This is a genomic window from Pseudonocardia sp. EC080619-01 (assembly GCF_001420995.1).
Lineage (GTDB): Bacteria > Actinomycetota > Actinomycetes > Mycobacteriales > Pseudonocardiaceae > Pseudonocardia.
Genome location: NZ_CP012184.1, coordinates 432109 through 448324, shown reverse-complemented (window position 1 = coordinate 448324; position 16216 = coordinate 432109). Strand labels below are relative to the sequence as shown.

Sequence of the window (16216 nt, the reverse complement as noted above, 5' to 3'; positions counted from 1 at the left end):
GGCGAGCAGCGACGCCGTCGTCACCCGGGCGAGCCAGTCGCCGCCGGGCGAGCGCAGCCACCACCGCTGCCAGCGCGGCCACCCGTTTTCGGTGCGTGGTGCGACGCGGAGATGCGCCCCTGGGTGGAGGACCACGTGCGCGCCGACGACGGCGCCCGCCGGCTCTGGGCGGGGGAGGACCTCGACCTGACAGGCCCGCTCGCGACGCCGTTCGTCCTGGCCGCCGCCCAGGTCGAATCCCGGATCGGCGAGGTGGCGGGGCCGTTCCTCGGGATGCGGGTGGGGCCGTCCGCCCTGGACGACGTCGAACCGCTGGCCCGCGCCGTCTACGAGTCGGGGTGGCGGCCGCCGCCGGCGGAGGGGCCGACCCGCGACGAGCTGGGCGCGATCCTGCGTGACGCCGTCCCGGCGTGAGTGCCCCGACGGCTCGTCCCGACCGCGGTGCGGAGGCGCGGGGCCCGCGGACTATGCTCGTGCACGCGGACGAGTTGGTCGGGCGACCGCGTCGGGACCTCCGGGTCCCGCCGAGGAAAGTCCGGACTTCACAGGGCAGGGTGGTTGTCAACGGCAACCCGGGGAGACCCGCGGGACAGTGCCACAGAGAACAGACCGCCTCCGGGTCCGCCCGGAGGTAAGGGTGAAACGGTGGTGTAAGAGACCACCAGCATCCCGGGCGACCGGGATGGCTCGGTAAACCCCACCTGGAGCAAGGTCGAGAGGCCGGACGGTCACCCGTGACCGTGCGGCTGCGCAGGCGTTCGAGGGCTGCCCGCCCGAGCCTGCGGGTGGACCGCTGGAGCCTGCCGGCGACGGCAGGCCGAGATGGATGGTCGCCGAACGGAGCACCGCGAGGTGCCCGGGAACAGGATCCGGCTTACAGACCGACTCGTCCGCCCCTTCCGTATCCACCGTATAGCGCACCCCCCGTCTTGCGGCAAGACCCGGTCCGACCTGCACACTCTCCGCCGTCCACCGGACGGTGCGGATCACGACGATCCGCACGGCGATCGGTGGGGACATCGACGGAACGGGGGGTCCATGGTCGACGTCGTCATCGCCGGAGCCGGGCCGACAGGTCTGATGCTGGCCGCCGAGCTGCGCCTGCACGACGTCCGCACGCTCGTCCTGGACCGGGACGCGGAGCCGACGACGGTCGTCCGTTCGCTCGGCCTCCACGCGCGCAGCATCGAGGTGATGGACCAGCGCGGGCTGCTGGAACGGTTCCTCGAACACGGCACGCAGCACCCTGTCGGGGGCTTCTTCGCCGGTATCACCGCACCCGCGCCCGCGGATCTCGACACCGCGCACGCCTACGTCCTCGGCATCCCGCAGCCCGTCACCGACCGGCTGCTCGCCGAGCGCGCCGTCGAGCTCGGCGCCGAGATCCGGCGCAGCGAGGAGCTGGTCGGCCTCACCCAGGACGACGACGGCGTCACCGTCGAGCTGGCCGGTGGCGCCCGTGTGCGGGCCGGCTGGGTCGTCGGCTGCGACGGCGGGCGCAGCACCGTCCGGTCGCTGCTGGGGATCGGGTTCCCGGGGGAGCCGTCGCGGACCGAGACGCTGATCGGCGAGACGGAGGTCGCCGCCGACCCGGAGACCGTCACCGCCGTGGTCACCCGGGTCCGCGAGACACAGAAACGGTTCGGGCTCGGGCCGCTCGGCGACGGGGTGTACCGCGTCGTGGTGCCCGCCGCGGGGGTGTCGGAGCGGGGCGCGCCGCCGCCGACGATCGACGAGGTCCGGCGCCGGCTCCGCGCGGTCTCCGGCACCGACTTCGGGGTGCACTCGCCGCGCTGGCTCTCCCGGTTCGGCGACGCGACCCGGCTCGCCGAGCGCTACCGGTCCGGCCGGGTGCTGCTCGCCGGCGACGCGGCGCACGTCCACCCGCCGACCGGTGGGCAGGGGCTCAACCTCGGCATCCAGGACGCGTTCAACCTCGGCTGGAAGCTCGCCGCCGAGGTCGGCGGCCGCGCGCCGGACGGGTTGCTGGACACCTACGGTGCCGAGCGCCGCCCGGTCGCCGCCGCGGTGCTCGACAACACGCGTGCCCAGATCGAGCTGATGTCCCTGGAACCGGGGGCGCAGGCGGTGCGCCGCCTGCTCGCCGAGCTGGTGGGCTTCGAGGAGGTGAACCGCCACCTCACCGAGAAGATCATCGCGATCGGGATCCGCTACGACCTCGGCGGCGGCCACGACCTGGTGGGCCGCCGGATGCGGGACCTGCAGCTGGACCGGGGCCGGCTGTACGAGCTGATGCACGCCGGCCGCGGCCTGCTGCTGGACCGCACCGGGACGCTGTCGGTCGCCGGGTGGGCCGACCGGGTCGACCACGTCGTCGACGCCGGGGCGCCGGGTGTGCCCGACGTGCTGCTGCGCCCGGACGGTCATGTGGTCTGGGCGGGGGAGGGCTCCCACGCGCTCGACGCCGCGCTGGCCCGGTGGTTCGGGCCCGCCGCGCCGGAGCCGGTCGCGGCGGCTCCGGGTCGGGAGCAGCGGCCCGCGGACTGACGGCCCGCGCCCGCGTGCGCGGGAGTACCGTCCGATGTGGCCCCTGAGGGCCCGCACCGGCGAGGGGAGCACCGCGGTGGACGTCACCGGCGAGATCGTCCACTGGCGTGGCCCGTCGCCGTTCCACTTCGTCCGGCTGCCCGACGAGCTCGCGGCGGAGGTCGCCGAGGTCAGCCGGGACGTCACGTACGGCTGGGGCATGGTCCCCGTCGACGCCGCGCTGGGCGCGACCCGCTGGACGACGTCGCTGTTCCCGAAGAACGGCGGGTACCTGCTCCCGGTGAAGGACGTGGTCCGGCGCACCGAGGGCGTCGACGTCGGGGACGTGGTCACGGTGTCCATGGAGATCCGCGTCCGCCGCTGACCTCGCACGGGTATCCCCGGCCCTCCCTGCTCGTTGGACCGGACGATCACGGGTCGAGGAGGACACATGCGTCGTGCGCGCCGGAACGGACTCGTCGGGGCGGCCGCGCTGGCGGCCCTGCTGGCGGGGGCCTCGCTGCACCCTGCTCTCGCGGTGGACCCGTTCGGGCCGTCCGGAACGGTCACCGTCACGCCCATGGCGTCGAACCAGTTCGCGGGGACGTTCGACCGCGGCGCGGGCAGCCGCGAGTTCACCTCGCGGTACGGCGCCCCCGCCGACGGCGGCACCGGTGCGCTGGAGCTCCGCACACCCGGCGACGGCGACAAGGTCCAGTTCGTCACCCGCGAGGTCGGCGGGCCGCTGTCCCGCTTCGCCACCAGCAGCTACCAGGCGTTCCGGGCCCCGGAGTCGTCGACGGACGCGATGCCGTCGTTCCAGATCGCCGCCGACATCGACGGCGGCGACCTCGGCCCGCAGGACCTGCACCTGCTGACCTACCTCCCGGATCCGGCGCCGGTGGGCCGCTGGACGCGGTACGACGTCGGCTCCGGCACGTTCTGCCTCACCCGCCAGATCGGCGCCGCCGACGCCTACCGCGAGTGCGCGGACGGCGCGCCGCAGTACACGCTCGACGAGATCATGGACGCCCATCCCGGCATCTCGGCGTACGCGGCCGGGGTGAACCAGGGTGCGGGGAACGCGGGGCTGGTCTCGGCCGTCGACCTGATCACCGTGGGCAGGCGGACCTACGACCTCGAACCCGGCTGACCGGGGCCCGCGGGCCTACGCGCAGCCGGTCTCCTCGAACGCGTCGACCGCCGCCTGCGCCGTCTCGACCGCGGCGGGATCCGGGGCGGTGGCGCCGGTGACGCCGGCCTCGGCCCGTGCGTCGTCGGCGAGCAGGGCGACCGGGCCCGCGACCGGTGCGGGGGCCACCCGGGCCATCTCCGTCGCCGTGTCCGCGGCGTCCCGGAGGGCCTCCGGTGCGGGGTCCTCCTCGGTGTCGAGCAGGGCGGAGTACCGGACGGACAGCGCGCAGTACCGGGCGGCGTCCGGGCCGGCCGCGTCCGCGGCGTCAGGATCGGCGGGCGCGCTCCCCGTCACCTCCGGACCGGCGGCGGGGACCGGGGCCGTGCTCCGGGTCCAGACCCCCAGGCCGAGCGCGGTGACGAGCACCACGACGGCGGCGGTCCCGGCGGCCACCCGGGTCGCGGCCCGCGCTCCCACGGACAGCCCGGTCGACGGCGTGCGGGCCGGGCCCGCCGCGACGGCCCGGCGGGCGGCCGTGGCAGGCACGGAGACGAGCTTCTCCAGCGGCCCCTGACCGAGCAGGTGGCGCCAGAGCAGCGCACCCAGCAGGGCGCCGACCGCCATCGCGGTGAACAGCAGGGTGGGGTCGTCGGACCAGATGCCCGTGGCGAGCAACACGAGGTGTGCGCAGTACACGGTCAGTGCCATGCTGCCCGCCGCAGCGAGCGGCGAGAGCATCCGCCGCACGATCGGCACCCGGCTGAGCAGCAGCGAGGCGCCGAGCACCGCGGACGCCGAGCCGAGGGTGTGCAGCAGGTCGACCGGGGTGTGCGAGTGCGGTGCCGGCAGCGCGAGGTGCCACCACGACGTCAGCGGCTGGTTCTCCTCCCACAGCAGCGTCGTCGCGGCCCGGGCGGGATCGTCGGCGCCGGAGCCGCGCACCAGCGCGTCGAGCCCGCCGAGGACGTCCAGCAGGTACCAGGACACCGCGCGCGCCGTCACGGCGAGCGCCAGCCCCCCGCCGAGCAGCCATCCCGCGACCCGTCCCGACGACAGGTCGAGCCGGCCGACCGCGAGCCCGGCGGTCAGGTAGGCCAGGTAGACCACCACCGGGTAGGCGCCCGACAGGAGGAGCTGCACCAGGAGCCCGAGCGGGTCCAGGAGCAGGGTGACGAGCGTCGGGTCGTCCTCGCCGGCCAGCGGCAGCTCCGCGGCGGACGTCGTCATCAGCAGCACCGGGCCGAGGGCGACGATCGCGGCGGTGACCGCGGCGAGCGCGCGTGGCCCCAGCCCCAGCAGCGGGAGCACCAGGACGAACAGCAGGCCGTAGACGGGCAGGATCCCCCAGATGCCGTTGAGGGGCGACAGCGTCCCGACGACGAGCCCCAACGCGAGGACGACGCCGGCGCGGACCAGCAGCCCGGCCGAGGCGGCGAGGCGTGCCCGGCCGTGCACACCGTCCCGTCGACCGGACAGGAAGGCCACGCTGACACCGGCGACGAACACGAACGTCGCCGCCGACCGTCCGGCGGCCACCACCGCGGCCGTCGTGGGGTCCCCGGCGTCGGTCGCCTGCGGCAGCGCGTGCGTCGCGATCATCCCGAGCACCGCCGCGCCGCGGGCGACGTCGACACCGGCCAGGCGTGGCCGCCGCCGGGCGTCGGGGACGGGCAGCGGGGCCGTGACCTCCGGTCCCGCGGTCCGTGCGGTGACTGCTGCTGGCGACGGCATGGCGCATCTCCCGGAAGCTCGCCGAGCTCCGCCGGTCGGCGGTCACCGTCGACGGTGGCAGCGTCGGGGCACCGTGTCGGTCGGGCTGGTACGAGGCCGTGCGGGGGACAACCCCACTTCCGGGAGCAGGCCGGTCAGCTCACGCAGAACTCGTTGCCCTCGGGGTCGCGCAGGGTGGTGTTCACCGGGCCGCGGTCGGAGGTCACCCACGCCACCTCGGCGCCCAGGGCGACCAGCCGCTCGATCTCCGCGGGCGCGGCCTCCGGCCCGAGCTGCAGGTCGAGGTGCACCCGGTTCTTCGCCGTCTTCGGCTCCGGCACCCGCTGGAGGAAGAGGCGCGGGCCGGGGCCGCGGCAGGTGGCGACGTCACGGAACGCCGTGCGGTCGCCGTCGGTCAGCACCTCGTCGTCGGTGAGGTGCCCGGCGGCGAGCAGCCCGGTGACGATCTCGGTGTGGTCCTCGACCTCGTACCCCAGGGCCGCCGCCCAGAAGCGGGCGAGGGCGTGCGGGTCGGTGGCGTCGAGGGCGATCTGCAGGGTGGGAGTCATCCGCCGATCCTGGCCTGGATCGCGGACAGGAACAGTCCTCGTCAGAGAGTGCGGTTCTTCCATAGGCTGACCGCTGTGCAGTACGACCTCACCGACCTCCGGCTGTTCCTGCACGTCGTCGCCGAGGGCTCCATCACGGCGGGGGCGGAGCGGGCGAACCTGAGCCTGCCGTCGGCGAGTGCGCGGATCCGCTCCCTGGAGCGGCACGCGCGGATCGGGCTGCTCGTCCGCGGCCGCCGCGGGGTCCGCACGACCCCGGCGGGGATGGCACTGGCCCGGCACGCCCGCGACGTCCTCGACCGCGCGGCCCGTCTCGACGGCGCGATCGCGTCCTACGCCCGGCCCGCGTCGGCGCCGCTGTCCCTGCTGGCCGGCAGCTCGGCGATGCACGGCCTGGTGCCGCGCGCGGTGACGACGTTCCTCCTGGCCCACCCGGACGCCGACGTCGACGTCACGGTCCACCGCAGCGTCGAGACCGCCCGGCGGCTCGTCGACGGCGAGGCCGATCTGGGCATCGTGCTCGACGACGTCGCGGCCGGTTCGGGGCTGGCGGCCGAGCCGCTGTGCGACGACTCACTCGTCGTCATCGGCCCGCCCGGCGGGGTGCTCGACGGCCGCGACGCGATGACCTACGCCGAGGCTGCAGAGCACCCGATGGTGGGGCTGCAGGCGGCGGCGCCGTTCCAGGTCGCGCTGACCGGGCACGCGGGGCCGTCCGCCCCGGTGCCGCGGTACCGGACCCGCACCGTCGACCTCCGGACGGTCGTCGCGCTGGCCGAGGCGGGCGCCGGCCTGGGGATCGTCCCGCGCCGCGCGGCAGCGGGCCCGGCCCGGCTCGGGCGCCTCGAGGTCCGTGACCTCGCCGAGCCGTGGGCGCGGCGCGGCCTGTCGCTGTGCTGGGGCGCGGCGCTGGAGCGCGGGTCGCCGAGCTGGCCGGTCGCGTCCGCGCTGGCCGACCACATCCGAGCCTCTGCCGTACCCGAAGGCTGACCGCGCCGATTCCGCATTGTGGCCGGCCACGGCGCCGCCGATCCTCGTCAGCATGGACCTGATCACCAGCCCGGACGCGGACCCGGTGGAGCGCGCACTCGGCACCGTCCGGCGGGTCGCCGTGCCGGTCGCGGTCGGGCTTCTCGTCCTGGTGGCGCTGCTCGCCGGTCAGGCCGCCGAGGACGAGGTCGCCGCCCGCTACGACGCGACCCGGACGACGGCGACGGTCCTGCAGACCCGGCCCGACGCCGGCGGCGCCCCGGTGCCGGTGACCTGGAACGACCCGCGCGACGGCATCCGGGTCGCGGACGTCGCGGTCGGCGAGGTCGCGACCGCGGGCCGCACGGTGACGCTGTGGCTCGACGCCGACGGCGAGCCGACCACCCCGCGCTGGCTGGCCGAGGCCCGCACGGCGGGGGTGCTGCGGACGGCGTCGGTGCTCGTCGCCGGCGGGCTGCTGGTGCTGCTCGCCGACCGGTGGGCCCGGTCGGTGGGCCGGGGGCTCGCCGCCGAACGCCTCGACCGGGAGTGGCGGGCCGCGGAGCTCCGCTGGCGGGAGCACCCGGCGGGCTGACGGCCGGGGAACTGTCGGGGGTGCCCCGCATCATCCGGTCCACGCAGCGGCGACCGGGAGGAACGATGACCGACACCCAGCAGGACGACCGGCACGACATCGTGATGGCGGAGATCGGGGCCGCGGTGGAGGCGGGGCACGCCGGTGACACCGCCACGGCCCGCGCCCGGTTCGACGCGCTCTGGGCCCGGGTCGGCGAGCGCGGCGACCCGCTGCACCGCTGCACGCTCGCGCACCACGCGGCCGACGTGCAGGACGATCCGCACGCGGAGCTGAGGTGGGACGAGCGGGCGCTCGCCGCCGCCGACGAGCTGACCGACGACCGCGCCCGGGCCCACCACGCGTCGCTGCAGGTGGCGGGCTTCTACCCGTCGCTGCACCTCAACCTGGCCGACGTGCACCGCAGGCTCGGCGCCGACGGCCCGGCCCGCGAGCACCTCGCGCTCGCCCGCGCCCGGACCGGTGCCCTTCCGGACGACGGGTACGGCCGCATGATCCGGGCCGCGATCGAGCGCTGCGGGGAGCGGCTCGACCGCGGCGACCGGTCGGCCGCGAGCTGATCCGGGTATGGACCGGGGGTCAGACCACGGCGCCGTCGGCGTTGCGGCTCCGGGCGCGGTCGGCCCGCGACGGGTTGCGGCGACCGGCCTTGCCGACCGGCTGCTTGTCCTTGCCGACCCGCGGCGGTGTCCCGCCCCAGCGGCGCTCCAGCAGGATCGCGACCGGTCCGGCGACCACGATGGTCGAGATCGTGCCCACCACGATGCCGATGATCAGCGCCAGCGCGAAGTCGGCGAGCGTCGCCCCGCCCAGGAGCAGCAGCATCACCAGGATCATCAGTGTCGAGACGCCGGTGTTCACCGTCCGCGGCAGCGTCGAGAGCACGGCCGATCCGACGACCCTGTGGAACGGGTCCTTCGCCCGGCGCGCCCAGTGCTCGCGCACCCGGTCGAACACCACCACCGTGTCGTTGACGGAGTAGCCGATGACGGTGAGCAGCGCCGCGAGGAACACCCCGTCGAGGGTCCGACCGGTCCAGGCGAACACTCCGACGACGACCAGCACGTTGGCGAGCAGGGCGGCCACCGCACCGGCGCCGAGTGTCCACCGGAACCGGAAGGCCAGGTAGAGGAACTGGGCCGCCAGCGCGACGCCGAGGGCGATCAGACCGCCCCGCGCCAGCTCCTCGCCGAGGCTCGGGCCGATCATCTCGTCGCGCAGGACCTCGGCCCCGCCACCGGCGGCGGCGACCGAGTCGCGCAGGGCCGCGACCTCCGCGTCCGCCAGTTCACCGGCCCGCAGACCGACGGCGCCGTCCCCGGTCGTCGTGACCTGCAGGTTCGGGTACCCGGCGGCGGTGACGGCCTCCCGGGCCTGCTCGGGGGTGATCGGGTTCGTCGTCGTGAACTCGACGAGCCGGCCGCCGGTGAACTCGACCCCGAGTTCCAGCCCGCGCACGAACAGCCCGCTGACCGCGACCACCAGCACCACACCGGCGACGGCGAGCACCTTCGCCGCGTTGCGCAGGAAGCCCGGGTCGCGCGCCTCCAGGCGCTGCCGCACGGGCCCGATCGCCGCGATCCCGGTGATGCGGGGCCGCCTGCGGACCGCGGGGATCCGCAGCACCGCCAGCGTCAGCAACCGGGACAGCACCAGCGCCGAGAACAGCGAGACGACGACACCGATGACGAGCGTGACGCCGAAGCCGCGCACCGGGCCCGACGCCAGCCCGAACAGCAGGACGGCGGCGAGCAGCGAGGTGACGGCGGCGTCCCCGACGGCGGACAGCGAGAACCGGTAGCCGTTCTCCGACGCGCGTTCCAGGCGTGGCCGGGCCGCGTACTCCTCGCGGGAGCGTTCGGCGATCAGCACGTTCGCGTCGACGGCCATACCGACGGCGAGGACGAAGGCGGCCAGGCCGGGCAGGGTCAGGGTCGCGCCGAGTCCGGTCTGCACCGCGTAGGCGGTGAGCGCGTAGCCGCCGAGCGCGACGACGGCGACCACCCCGACCAGGCGGTAGACGACGATCAGGAAGACGGCGGTGAGCGCCGAGCCGATGATCGCGGCCCAGGCGCTCGCGGAGATCGCGTCGGCGCCGAGCGTCGGGCCGACGGTCCGCTGCTCGATGATCTCGACCGGCACCGGCAGCGCGCCGCCCTCGATGAGCACGGACAGCTCGTTCGCCTGCTCCTGGGAGAAGTTGCCGGTGATCGTCGTCTGCCCGCCGACCATGCCGACCTGGCAGGCGATCGAGGGGTCGACCTGCGGCGAGGAGATCACCTGGTCGTCGAGCACGATCGCGACCCGGCGCTGGGGGTCGCCCGGCGGGGCGCAGGCGGCCTGCCCGGTGAGCGCCTGCCAGCGGCCGGGGCCCTCGCCGTCGAAGCCGACCTGCACCTCGAACCCGACCGACTGCTGCGACGGCACCGACTGCGCCGAGGCGATCATGTCGCCCTGCAGCGCGGGCGGCCCGAGCTGCAGCGGCTGGCCCGTCTCGTCGGCGGTGGGCGCGGCCTCCGGGGCCCCGGTGCCGAGCACCGGGTGCATGGTCAGCTGGGCGGTCCGGCCGAGCGTCTCGGCGGCCTCCGCCGGGTCGGTGAGACCGGGGAGCTCGACGATGATCCGGTTCTCCCCGGAGCGCGTCAGCGACGGTTCGGCGACACCGAGACCGTCGACGCGGCCGCGGAGGACCTCGAGCACCCGGTCGGTGGCCGCGGCGTCCGCGGGCACCTCCTCGGTGTCGCGGGTCTCGAGCACGATCTGGGTGCCGCCGCGCAGGTCCAGGCCCAGGGTGGGCGCGGTGGTGAGCGCGACGACGGCGGACACGGCGAGCACGGCGAGCGCGATCATCACGCGCCACAGGACGGGGCGTTGCTGCACGGGATTCCTCGGGGCTGCGTCCCGGTCACGGGACGGGGGAGCGGACGGGCGGGAGCGGGGGCCGGGTCGCTGCGGGACCGTGGTCCGCGGCGGAGGCACGGGCGCCGGTCGGCGGACCGGCGACGGGTACCGGCCGGTCAGGCCGCGGGCGGTCCGCGCAGGGTGGAGGCCGAGGCGTGCCCCGGATCGAGACCGGTGGTCGCTCTCTTCTCGGCCACGGGCCGGGCGACGGCAGCGGCCGTGACCTGCGGCGGTGCGAGGACGAGCGCGTCGAGCGCCGGACCAGGGGGCCCGGGCGGTGCCGCGTCGTCGGCGGGCAGCGGGCCGCCCGGGACGGGGCGCGTGGCCAGTGCGGACTGCGGTCCGGCCGCCGCCGGGGCGGCGTCGCTGCCCACCGAGGCCGGGACCGGGTCCGCCCATGCCGTCGCGGGGCCCGCGACCGGCGCAAGGACCGCGACCAGCGACAGCAACAGCACGGCGGCCAGGCGCCGTGCGGGAGTGCGGGTCGGGCTCACGTCCGGTCCGTCCGGTTCGAGGGGAAGCTGCAGTTCGTCCGCGACGGTACCGGCGCGCGGCGCGGCCGGGTCGGCCCGGGCACCGGTGGCACCGGTGGCAGCGCCGGGCGGGCGCCGCGCCCGGGAGGGCCGGGGGGTGCGTTCCCCGGCCGCCCGGCACGGCAGAATCGGGTGGTCCGACCGCATGGCAGCCAGGAGGGAAGAGACGTGAGCACCGAGACGATCGAGTTCCAGGCGGAGGCCCGGCAGCTGCTGCGGCTCATGATCCACTCGATCTACTCGAACAAGGACGTGTTCCTGCGCGAGCTGATCTCGAACGCGTCGGACGCGCTGGACAAGGTGCGTCTCGCCGCCTACCAGGACAAGGAGCTCGGGGCGGAGACCGATGACCTGCACGTCGAGCTCGTCGCCGACCCCGGTGCGCGGACCCTGACCGTGCGCGACAACGGCATCGGGATGACCCGCGACGAGGTCGTCGAGCTGATCGGCACCATCGCGAAGTCCGGGACCGCCGAGCTGCTCGCGAAGCTGCAGGACGCCGGTGACGGTGACCAGGCGCGCGACCTGATCGGCCAGTTCGGTGTCGGGTTCTACTCGTCCTTCATGGTCGCCGACCGGGTCGAGCTGACCACCCGCAAGGCCGGCACCGGCGGCGGGGTGCGCTGGGAGTCCGACGGCGAGGGCTCGTACACGATCGCCGACGTCGACGACGCCCCGCAGGGCACGGCGGTGACGCTGCACCTCAAGGCGTCCGACGCCGAGGACCAGATGCACGACTACGCCGACCCGGGCGTGCTGCGGCGCATCGTGAAGACCTACTCGGACTTCATCACCTGGCCGGTCCGGATGACCCCGGAGCAGACACCGGACACGGAGTCCGAGCCGGAGCCCGAGACCCTCAACTCGATGAAGGCGCTCTGGGCGCGCCCGCAGAAGGACGTCTCCGACGAGGAGTACGCGGAGTTCTACCGGCACGTCAGCCACGACTGGCAGGAGCCGCTGGAGACCATGCGGCTCGCCGCCGAGGGCACCTTCGAGTACCAGGCGCTGCTGTTCCTGCCGCAGGTCGCGCCGATGGACCTCTACATGCGCGACGCCCGCCGCGGCGTCCAGCTCTACGTCCGGCGCGTGTTCATCATGGACGACTGCGAGGCGCTGGTCCCGGAGTACCTGCGCTTCGTCAAGGGCGTCGTCGACGCGGCCGACCTGTCGCTGAACGTCTCCCGCGAGATCCTCCAGCAGGACCGGCAGATCTCCGCGATCCGCCGCCGCCTGGTGAAGAAGGTGCTGTCCACCATCGGCACCCTGCGCGACGAGCAGCCCGAGAAGTACGCCACGTTCTGGGAGCAGTTCGGCCGCGCGCTCAAGGAGGGGCTGCTCTCCGACGCCGACAACACCGAGACGATCCTCGGCGTCTCCTCCTTCGCCTCCACCCACGCGACCGACGGGCCGACCACCCTCGCCGCGTACACGGAGCGGATGCAGGAGGGCCAGGACGCCATCTACTACATGACCGGGGACTCGGCGTCGTCGATCCAGTCCTCCCCGCACATGGAGGCGTTCCGGGACAAGGGCTACGAGGTCCTGCTGCTCACCGACCCGGTCGACGAGGTGTGGGTCGACGGCGTCGAGGGCTTCGACGGCACGCCGTTCCGCTCGATCGCCAAGGGTCAGGTGGATCTCCAGTCCGACGAGGACAAGGAGAAGGCCGAGGAGCAGCGCACCGAGTTCGCCGGGCTCTGCGAGTGGATGACCGGCGTCCTCGAGGAGGAGGTCAAGGAGGTCCGGCTGTCGTCGCGGCTCACGACCTCGCCCGCGGTGCTGGTCGGCGACGAGTTCGACATGACCCCGACCCTGGAGAAGATGTACCGGGCGATGGGGCAGGAGCCGCCGAAGGTCAAGCGGATCCTGGAGCTCAACCCGTCGCACCCGCTGGTCACCGGGCTGCGCGACGCGCAGGCCGCCGGGACCGACGCGAGCGAGACCGCCGAGCTGCTGCACGGCATGGCGCTGCTCGCCGAGGGCGGGGAGCTCGCCGACCCGTCCCGGTTCGTGGGGCTCCTGGCCGGACGGCTGGAGCGCACGCTCTGACCCGGTGCCCGCTGTGACGAACAGCTGAACGTCTGCTCAACTGTGGAATCCGGCGGGAGTGCGCGGCTAGTGTCCCCGCGTGCCCCGCTCCCGCCGGACCCTCGGATCCCGTGCCGCCTCGGTCGCCGCGTCGTCCCTCGTGGTCGTCCTGCTCGCCGGGTGCGGCGGGGCCCCGGAGCAGGCCGTCCCGGGCACCGCCCCGGCCGGGCCGACGGTCCGCAACTGCGACGTCGACGTCCCGGTCGAGCGGCCCGGCCGCGTCGTCGCGATGTTCCACAACGCGGTCGAGGCCGTGCTCGCGCTCGGCGCGGGGGACCGGCTGGTGGGTGCCGCCTACCTCGACAACCCGCTGCTCCCCGAGCTCGCCGGCGGGTTCCACCCCGAGCAGGACCGGCCGATCTACTGGCCGGAGGAGTACCCGTCGCGCGAGGAGGTCCTGCGGGTAGCGCCCGACCTCGTGGTCTCCGGGTTCACCGGCGCCTTCACCCGGGAGGGCCTGGGCACCCGCGCCGACCTCGCCGGCACCGGGATGGACTCGTTCCTGTTCAGCTCCTACTGCCCGTCCGCCGACGGCGGCGGACAGACCGAGCTCGGCGCGGTCGACGTGTCGTTCGCCGGGGTGGAACGCGACCTCACCGACCTCGGCCGGCTGCTCGGCGCCGAGGACCGCGCCGCCGCGGTCACGGGCCGCATGCGGTCCACCCTGGACGACGTCGCGCGGCGGCTCGACGGGGTCACCGAGCGGCCGCGGGTGGCGATGCTGAACTCGCCGGGACAGACCGGGGAGCTGCGCGTCTTCGGCTCCGGCGACATCGCGACGACGATCATCGAGGCCGCAGGCGGGACCCAGGCGTTCCCGGAGATCGACGGCCGGCAGCGCACGGTCTCGACCGAGGGGATCGTGGCCGCACGACCGGATGTCATCGTCGTCCCGGCCTGCTGCGGGGTCGACAAGGGACCGGAGTCGGCGGCGCCGCTGGTCGAGAGGCTGCGCGCCGACCCGGCGCTGGCGACGGTCCCCGCGGTCCGCGACGGCCGGGTCTACACGACGACGTTCGCCGAGGTCAGCCCGGGGATCCGGAACGCCGACGCGGTGGCGGCCCTGGCCGGGCGGCTACACCCGGAACGCGTCTCCGGCCGCTGACGCAGAACATCCGCCCGGCGCCGTTGCCGAGCGGACGCCGACGACCGTAGCCCCTCACCTAGTGCGGGGGGAAGCTCGCGTCCGCACCGGTTTCTGTCCTGTCGCCGGGCGGCGACGGCAGCGGCGGATGGCCCGGCCGGAGCCCGTCGAGCAGCAGCGCCAGGTAGCGCCGCCGGTCCTCGTCGGCCGAGGCACCGCCGCCGTCCGTGCCGTGGGTGCCGCCGGTGCCGTCGGTGCTGTCCGCGTCGTCCTCGGAGACGTCCACGGCGGCCAGTGCCATCACCAGCACCGCCGAGAGATCGCGCGGGGTGAGCTCGGGCCGCACGGCCCCGGCCTCCCGGGCCCGGTCGAGCAACCGGGTCAGCGTGCGGCCGTACCGGTGCACCGGCTCGACGTCGAACGCGCCGGTCTCCCGCGCCAGCTTGAGCAGGGTGCGCCGCCCGGCGATCGCCTCCACCGCGCGGGACAGCGACCCGGCGAGGTCGGACCACGGGTCGCCGTCGCCGGCCGCGGCGGTCGGCTCGATCTCGGCGGCGAACACGTCCTCCAGCACCGCCCGCACCAGCAGGTCCCGGGTGCGGAAGCGGCGGTACAGCGTGGCGACCCCGACCCCGGCCCGCCGCGCGATCTCCTCCAGCGCGACGTCCGGGCCGTCGGACTCGAAGGCGGCGGCGGCCGCCTCGACGATCCGCCGGTGGTTGCGTGCCGCGTCGGCCCGCAACGGCCGGGCCGCTGGGCCGGTCGTGGTCCCCATCCGGGAACGGTAGCGCCTACCAGGTCACGCGGAGTGAGTGCATGCCGTACACGAAGTGGTATGCCCGGAATGCCGACGACGGGACCTCACCCGCGACGGCGAGCGTCGGGAACCGGCGCAGCAACGCCGGGAACGCCGTCGCCATCTCCATCCGGACCAGTGGCGCGCCCAGACAGTGGTGCACGCCGTGCCCGAACGCGACGTGCCCGGCCGCCCCGCGGCGGACGTCGAGCCGGGCCGGGTCCTCGGCACCCGCCGCGGGATCGCGGTTGGCCGAGGGGAGCGAGCACAGGACGAGCGAGTCCTTCGGCACGGCGGTGCCGCCGATCGCGGTGTCCCGGGTCGTGACCCGGACGACGCCGGTGTGGACGATCGTCAGCCAGCGCAGCAGCTCCTCGACGGCCGGGCGGGCGAGCTCGGGCTCGGCCCGGACCGCGTCCGCCTGGTCGGGATGCTCGAGCAGCGCCAGCGTGCCGAGGGCGAGCATGTTCGACGTCGTCTCGTGCCCGGCGATCAGCAGCAGCGACGCGATGCCGACCAGCTCGGCGTGCGTGAGGTCGTGGCCGTGCTCGCGCACGAGCATCCCGAGGATGTCCTCGCCCGGGTCGGCGAACGCGCCGTCGACCAGCCGGGACATGTACGCGCGGTTCTCCCGGGAGAGCGCGACCCGCTCGTCGGCGGGCAGCGACAGGTCCAGCAGCCGCGACGACCGCGCGGAGAACTCGTCGCGGTCGGCGTAGGGCACGCCGAGCAGCTCGCAGATCACCAGCGAGGGGATCGGCAGCGCGAACTCGCGCACCAGGTCCGCGCCCGGTCCGGCCTTCTCCAGGGCGTCGAGGTGGTCGTCGACGATCTCGGTGATCCGCGGCTCCAGGCGCGCCATCCGGCGCTGGGTGAACTCGCGGGTGAGCAGCCGGCGCAGCCGGGTGTGCTCCGGCGGGTCCTGGGCGAGCAGATTCCCGGCCCGCATCTCGGCGAGCTCGGCCTCGGACAGCCGGGGGCCCTCCGGGCGGCGCAGCTCCGAGCCGGCCGCGTTGGAGAAGGTGGCCGCGTCGCCGAGCACCTCGCGGACGTCGTCGTAGCGGGTGACGAGGTAGGCCTCGGCACCGAACGCGCCCCGGACGACGGGGACGTCGCCGTCCTCGCGGTGCCGGTCGAGAGCGGGATCGGGGGTGAAGCGGTCCCGGCGCATGTGCAGCGGCAGGGGGTGGACGTCGGTGTCGGTCACGGTGGTGGTCCTCCGGGTCGCGGACGCGCGTCCCCACCGACCGTACGCGGTGAAACGATAGGACGCTCTTCGTTTCGTCCGCTCCGGTGCCGGATCGGCCTGTGCCGCACCGTTGTCCGGTCTGCTGCTCGGTGGCCGC

At 75.0% G+C, this 16216-nt stretch carries 15 protein-coding genes and 1 other RNA gene; 10 read left to right on the top strand and 6 right to left on the bottom strand.

All coding sequences use genetic code 11. The features are described 5' to 3' along the window. Positions 1-111: 111 nt before the first annotated feature. The 5 genes from AD017_RS02045 to AD017_RS02025 all read left to right on the top strand — a co-directional run bounded on the left by AD017_RS02045 (position 112) and on the right by AD017_RS02025 (position 3640). Complete coding sequence (locus AD017_RS02045) at positions 112-414, top strand: hypothetical protein (protein WP_145982630.1); 303 nt, start codon at positions 112-114, stop codon at positions 412-414. A gap of 70 nt (positions 415-484) precedes the next feature. Then, positions 485-893: RNase P RNA component class A (rnpB, locus tag AD017_RS02040), an RNA gene on the top strand. Between the two features lie 145 nt (positions 894-1038). Further along, the gene (rox, locus tag AD017_RS02035) at positions 1039-2508 is read left to right on the top strand and encodes a rifampin monooxygenase (RefSeq protein WP_060572526.1); all 1470 of its coding nucleotides are present in this window, start codon (positions 1039-1041) and stop codon (positions 2506-2508) included. Between the two features lie 34 nt (positions 2509-2542). Continuing rightward, on the top strand, positions 2543-2872 hold the full coding sequence (locus tag AD017_RS02030) for a DUF1905 domain-containing protein (RefSeq protein ID WP_060572525.1): 330 nt from the start codon (positions 2543-2545) through the stop codon (positions 2870-2872). 66 nt (positions 2873-2938) lie between these two features. After that, on the top strand, positions 2939-3640 hold the full coding sequence (locus tag AD017_RS02025; protein WP_060572523.1) for a hypothetical protein: 702 nt from the start codon (positions 2939-2941) through the stop codon (positions 3638-3640). Positions 3641-3655: 15 nt separating this feature from the next. Here the strand turns inward: AD017_RS02025 and AD017_RS02020 are convergent, their stop codons facing one another. Next, the gene (locus AD017_RS02020) at positions 3656-5353 is read right to left on the bottom strand and encodes a heparan-alpha-glucosaminide N-acetyltransferase domain-containing protein (RefSeq protein ID WP_060572521.1); all 1698 of its coding nucleotides are present in this window, start codon (positions 5351-5353) and stop codon (positions 3656-3658) included. 134 nt (positions 5354-5487) lie between these two features. After that, positions 5488-5901, bottom strand: a complete 414-nt coding sequence (locus tag AD017_RS02015; protein ID WP_060572519.1) for a VOC family protein — start codon at positions 5899-5901, stop codon at positions 5488-5490. A gap of 75 nt (positions 5902-5976) precedes the next feature. On the opposite strand from AD017_RS02015, the gene AD017_RS02010 reads away from it, so the two are divergent. The 3 genes from AD017_RS02010 (at position 5977) to AD017_RS02000 (ending at position 8025) form a co-directional block, all read left to right on the top strand. Next, positions 5977-6891, top strand: a complete 915-nt coding sequence (locus tag AD017_RS02010) for a LysR family transcriptional regulator (protein ID WP_060572517.1) — start codon at positions 5977-5979, stop codon at positions 6889-6891. 52 nt (positions 6892-6943) lie between these two features. Continuing rightward, a complete protein-coding gene (locus AD017_RS02005; RefSeq protein ID WP_145982629.1) occupies positions 6944-7465 on the top strand; it encodes a hypothetical protein in 522 nt (173 codons plus the stop codon). A gap of 65 nt (positions 7466-7530) precedes the next feature. Next, a complete protein-coding gene (locus AD017_RS02000; RefSeq protein ID WP_060572513.1) occupies positions 7531-8025 on the top strand; it encodes a hypothetical protein in 495 nt (164 codons plus the stop codon). Positions 8026-8044: 19 nt separating this feature from the next. Here the strand turns inward: AD017_RS02000 and secD are convergent, their stop codons facing one another. Together secD and AD017_RS01990 are read right to left on the bottom strand one after the other, a co-directional pair. Beyond that, positions 8045-10345, bottom strand: a complete 2301-nt coding sequence (gene secD, locus AD017_RS01995) for a protein translocase subunit SecD (RefSeq protein WP_227012636.1) — start codon at positions 10343-10345, stop codon at positions 8045-8047. A gap of 137 nt (positions 10346-10482) precedes the next feature. Next, positions 10483-10860: a hypothetical protein gene (locus tag AD017_RS01990; protein WP_145982628.1), complete on the bottom strand. Its 378-nt coding sequence runs from the start codon at positions 10858-10860 to the stop codon at positions 10483-10485. Between the two features lie 261 nt (positions 10861-11121). Here AD017_RS01990 and htpG point away from each other — a divergent pair, with 261 nt between their 5' ends. Both htpG and AD017_RS01980 read left to right on the top strand, forming a co-directional pair. After that, on the top strand, positions 11122-12951 hold the full coding sequence (gene htpG / locus AD017_RS01985) for a molecular chaperone HtpG (protein ID WP_060576185.1): 1830 nt from the start codon (positions 11122-11124) through the stop codon (positions 12949-12951). 79 nt (positions 12952-13030) lie between these two features. Then, positions 13031-14095: an ABC transporter substrate-binding protein gene (locus AD017_RS01980; protein ID WP_060572509.1), complete on the top strand. Its 1065-nt coding sequence runs from the start codon at positions 13031-13033 to the stop codon at positions 14093-14095. Between the two features lie 58 nt (positions 14096-14153). Here AD017_RS01980 and AD017_RS01975 read toward each other — a convergent pair whose 3' ends face one another. Beyond that, complete coding sequence (locus AD017_RS01975) at positions 14154-14849, bottom strand: TetR/AcrR family transcriptional regulator (RefSeq protein ID WP_010224436.1); 696 nt, start codon at positions 14847-14849, stop codon at positions 14154-14156. Between the two features lie 16 nt (positions 14850-14865). Beyond that, the gene (locus tag AD017_RS01970; RefSeq protein ID WP_145982627.1) at positions 14866-16077 is read right to left on the bottom strand and encodes a cytochrome P450; all 1212 of its coding nucleotides are present in this window, start codon (positions 16075-16077) and stop codon (positions 14866-14868) included. Positions 16078-16216: the final 139 nt, after the last annotated feature.

What these genes read in the sequence shown, in the direction of transcription:
- AD017_RS02045 (WP_145982630.1), top strand. Translation starts at nt 112, where the DNA reads ATGCGCCCCTGGGTGGAGGACCACGTGCGCGCCGACGACGGCGCCCGC.
- AD017_RS02025 (WP_060572523.1), top strand. Translation starts at nt 2,939, where the DNA reads ATGCGTCGTGCGCGCCGGAACGGACTCGTCGGGGCGGCCGCGCTGGCG.
- rox (WP_060572526.1), top strand. Translation starts at nt 1,039, where the DNA reads ATGGTCGACGTCGTCATCGCCGGAGCCGGGCCGACAGGTCTGATGCTG.
- AD017_RS02020 (WP_060572521.1), bottom strand. Translation starts at nt 5,353, where the DNA reads ATGCCGTCGCCAGCAGCAGTCACCGCACGGACCGCGGGACCGGAGGTC.
- AD017_RS02000 (WP_060572513.1), top strand. Translation starts at nt 7,531, where the DNA reads ATGACCGACACCCAGCAGGACGACCGGCACGACATCGTGATGGCGGAG.
- AD017_RS02030 (WP_060572525.1), top strand. Translation starts at nt 2,543, where the DNA reads ATGTGGCCCCTGAGGGCCCGCACCGGCGAGGGGAGCACCGCGGTGGAC.
- htpG (WP_060576185.1), top strand. Translation starts at nt 11,122, where the DNA reads ATGATCCACTCGATCTACTCGAACAAGGACGTGTTCCTGCGCGAGCTG.
- AD017_RS01975 (WP_010224436.1), bottom strand. Translation starts at nt 14,849, where the DNA reads ATGGGGACCACGACCGGCCCAGCGGCCCGGCCGTTGCGGGCCGACGCG.
- AD017_RS02005 (WP_145982629.1), top strand. Translation starts at nt 6,944, where the DNA reads ATGGACCTGATCACCAGCCCGGACGCGGACCCGGTGGAGCGCGCACTC.
- AD017_RS02015 (WP_060572519.1), bottom strand. Translation starts at nt 5,901, where the DNA reads ATGACTCCCACCCTGCAGATCGCCCTCGACGCCACCGACCCGCACGCC.